Genomic DNA, 4,318 nt, shown 5'->3' with positions numbered 1-4,318 from the left:
TTCTCTTCTTCTTTTCCTAAGACGGATGTTCTGATATTGGCTAAGAGCGCGTTTTGTTTAGCCATATCGGTTAATCCTGTACTGAAAAGAGCATTTGGCATGACCAAATAGCTTGCTGTCTGTGGTACAAGAGTGTCCACACCAGAACCCGAACCAGTTTCAAGAATTTCTTTGTGTAAACGGAAATCCCAGAAATTTTCATTCTTTTCATCAAACAGGTTTTGCGCAATATCGGCTTGTCCATGGCTTGAGTCTGGTCCATAAGCAGTCAGCGTATATTTATAAGGTAAACGACCTCTTGTGGTATAGCCATTTGCCAGTTTGAAAGAGTTTTCCTGTGCTTTCCCAGAGACTTGAATAAGCGAAAGTCCACCGATATTCGAAGGATCAGCAGCATTTACTACACTATTTTTATCCCCTGAATCGCTTTTGATATAAACTGTTGTGTTGCCTGAGACATCACCGTGAATGAGAAGCCTATCGGTTTTTTGATCGGCACTTGCTACGCCATCACTCCAAGCAATGTTGAAGTAAATCTTTGCGTCACCAGAGGCTTTGTAGACTTCTTGCGTGTCTGGTTTACCAGAACCTATATGCAATGTGTGATAATGCTCTTCTGTTGGTCCATTAAAGATAATGGAGCTATTGTCGAGATTAAGCGTGGAAATATCAGAACGAGATCTTTGAGCAATATCAATCAGTTGGCCATCATCATCTGTTTCATGGGCACTGTTTTTTAAGATCCATTGCGTATTGTTTTTTAGATCAAAGTGTACATTTCTATTTTTAGCAATATTCGCTCTGCCTTCTAGAATAGACTGATCAGCGCTTAATGTGAAAGTGCCGTTGGAAATTATATTAACATTTTCGTTGTTCCACGACTCGTCTTCTTTTGAAAAAATACCATCTCCTAATAAAACATCGGCATGGATTTCTGAATTTGTGAGGTTGACTTTACCGATTGAAAGATCTGCATTCTCTGTAATGTCTGGATCAGAGAAAGCAGTAATAAAAATTCCAGCACCGTTGTCAGCGGAGAGTTTTGTATTGGTCAAATTGATTGCATTGCTTTGATGTTTTTCTAGATCATCTGATTCATCTGGGTCAGGATTAGAGATAACGACAAACTGCAAGCCAGCGATTCCTGCTGTTGCAGAAACATTGGTGACATCAATCTGTCCACCACCCTCTACAAGCAATGCAACTTCTTTTGCTTCTATTTTGCTGTTCTCACTATTTTGTGCATTAGCAGGGACATTGATCAACTTAATTGTGCTACCATCAAATGCAGAAAGACCGACGTTAACTTTTTCAATGATTGTTTTGCCCTTTAATTCAACTCGACTATCTATATCGTTTGTTTTTACACCAACGTTGATTCTTTCTTCTGTATCATTATCTTTGGGGTCAGCACCGATTATTGTTATATCTTTGCTAAAGATCTTACCACCGTCGGATGCAACAAGACCAGTCACAACTTTTTCGAGGGTTGTTTTGCCATTTAAATTGATTTCGCTATTCGCATTGTCGGCCCACACTCCTATAGCAACAGACATCGCTACTATTGCTTCTCTGCCTATTATTGTGAGACTTTCATTACTAGCGATTTTACCACCATCTATTGCGGAAAGTCCTACTGAAGCATTTTTAAGTGTTGTCTTACCATGTAATTCAATTACGCTGTTCGTGCCATCTGCACGTGCACCTTCTTCTGCGGTTAGAGCAACGTTTGTGACATCAATCTGTCCGCCATTTGTTGCGTACAATGCTATTCCTTCTGCGGTCACAGATCCTCCAGAGACTGTTATTGTCGAGTGATCATTTGCAGATATGCCTGTGTTTGCATTCGTGACTGTTACATCTTTTAAAGCGACTGTACTGTTTTTGTCTGCTGCTATTCCAGCGAGTAGTGGCGTATCATTTTTAACACTCGATATCGTCACACCTTCCAGTTTGTTCTTTTCGCTCTTAGTGTTTTCGAAGTAAGCACCAAATTGGGAAGCTTTAATGGATCCCCCAGTTATGCTGATTGCACCACTATTTCTTGCTCCAATTCCGATGTTGCTATCACTAATCGTTGTGTTTCCAAGCAACTTAATTACACTATCAGAGCCATCAGCACCTGCACCGACACCATCGCCATCTGTTGTTTTTAGAGTAACATCTGTGGCCGTAATATGACCACCTGTTGTTGTCCCTAATGCTGCTATTTTTCCAGTTACATTTCCTCCGGTCATATTTATTGTGCCATTGTCATATGCATAGAGCCCAGAGTTATCAGATGATGTAATTTGTGCATTGTCGGTTAAAGTAACGGTGCTGCCGTTTTGAGCATCTATTGTTGCACCATCTGTCTCAAATGATCCTCCAGAAATTGTTATTGTAGAATCATTATCCGCATTTACGGCATGGTGTGTTTGAGTCACTTTTACATTTTTTAAAGCGACGGTACTTCCTTGGTCTGCTTGGATTCCAGCGAGTAGTGGCGCATCGTTTTTACCGCTCGATATCGTCACATTGTCCAGATAGTTTTCTTCGCTTTCACTTTTAGAAAAGACAGCACCAAATTGGGAAGCTTTAATGCTTCCTCCCTTCATACTGATTGCGCCATTGTTTTCTGCTTTAAGACCAATTGCACTATCACTGACCGTTGTATTTTCCAACTCAATCACACTGTTAGAGCCATCAGCATTTGCACCGATACCATCGTCTGTTGTTTTTAGAGTACCATCTGTGATGGTAATATGTCCGCTATTTTCTGCAGACAATGCTATTATTTTTCCAGCTACAGTTCCTCCAGTCATCTTGATTACGCCATTGTCATGTGCATAGAGCCCAGAGTTATCAGATGATGTAATTTGTGCATTGTCGGTTAAAATAATGGTGCCGCCGTTTAGAGCAGCGATTGTTGCTAGTTCTGCATTAAATGATCCTCCAGAGACTGTTATTGTGGAAGAATTATCTGCGACTACGGCATTTATTGCTTGAGAGATGGTTACATTTTTTAAAGCGACGGTACTTCCTTTGTCTGCTTGGATTCCATAGTCTAGTAGCTTATCGTTTTCAATATTTGATATCGTCACATTTTCCAGTTTGTTTTTTTCGCTATTACTATTCTCGAAGACAGCACCAGCTACAGAAGCTTTAATGCTTCCCCCAGTCATACTGATTGCACCATTGTTTTCTGCTTTAAGACCAATTACACTATTATTAATCGTTGTATTTTCCAACTCAATTACACTCTTAGAGTCCTTAGAAAAGACACCAAATCCATTACCCTGTGTTTTTAGAGTAACATCTATGACCGTAATATGACCACCTGTTGTTGCCCCTAATGCTGCTATTTTTCCAGTTACATTTCCTCCGGTCATATTTATTGTGCCATTGTCATATGCATAGAGCCCAGAGTTATCAGATGATGTAATTTGTGCATTGTCGGTTAAAGTAACGGTGCTGCCGTTTTGAGCATCTATTGTTGCACCATCTGTCTCAAATGATCCTCCAGAAATTGTTATTGTAGAATCATTATCCGCATTTACGGCATGGTGTGTTTGAGTCACTTTTACATTTTTTAAAGCGACGGTACTTCCTTGGTCTGCTTGGATTCCATAGTCTAGTAGCTTACCGTTTTCAATACTTGATATCGTCACATTTTCTAGTTTGTTTTCGGCGCTTTTACTGTTCACGAAGACAGCACCAGCTACAGAAGCCTTAATGCTTCCTCCTGCCATACTGATTGCACCACCGTTTTTTGCAGAAAGTCCGATTTTAGCATCACTAATAATGGTATTTTCCAGCTCAATCACGCTGCCTGTGTTCTCAGAAAATGCACCGAATCCATCGGTATAGTTAGAGTTATCATTTGGTGTATCTATTTTTGTACCCTTTGTTTTTAGAGTACCACCTGTGATCGTAATATGCCCGCCGTTTTTTGTAGACAATGCCGCAAATTTCCCTGTTACGTTTCCTCCGGTCATTGTGATTGTGGAGTCAGGACCTTTTGCGTAGAGCCCAGCGTTATCAGATGATGTAATTTGTGCATTGTCGGTTAAAGTAATGGTGCTGCCGTTTTTAGTGGCTATTGCTGCCTCTTTTGCATCAAATGATCCTCCAGAGACTGTTATTGTGGAAGAATTATCTGCGACTACGGCATTGACTGTTTGAAATACTTTTACATTTTCTAACGTCACTGTACCGTTTTTGTTTGCCTTTACTCCAAAGTTCAGTGGCGTATCGTCTTTACCGCTTGATATTGTTACATTTTCCAGCTTGTTTTTGTCGCTGTTACTGTTCATGAAGATTGCACCAAAATCAGAAG

The 4,318-nt window shown here is 40.3% G+C and carries 1 protein-coding gene; it reads right to left on the bottom strand.

What is annotated here, in order from left to right; genetic code table 11:
* Positions 1-4,295, bottom strand: a 4,295-nt coding sequence (locus tag ACFIJQ_RS08725) for a right-handed parallel beta-helix repeat-containing protein (protein ID WP_375629939.1), incomplete at its 3' end; no start/stop codon positions are given.
* Positions 4,296-4,318: the final 23 nt, after the last annotated feature.

Source organism: Bartonella sp. TT67HLJMS (assembly GCF_042193375.1).
In the GTDB taxonomy this organism is placed as follows: domain Bacteria; phylum Pseudomonadota; class Alphaproteobacteria; order Rhizobiales; family Rhizobiaceae; genus Bartonella; species Bartonella grahamii.
The sequence above is the reverse complement of the archived record's forward strand: the minus strand, read 5'-3'. Positions and strand labels throughout refer to the sequence as shown.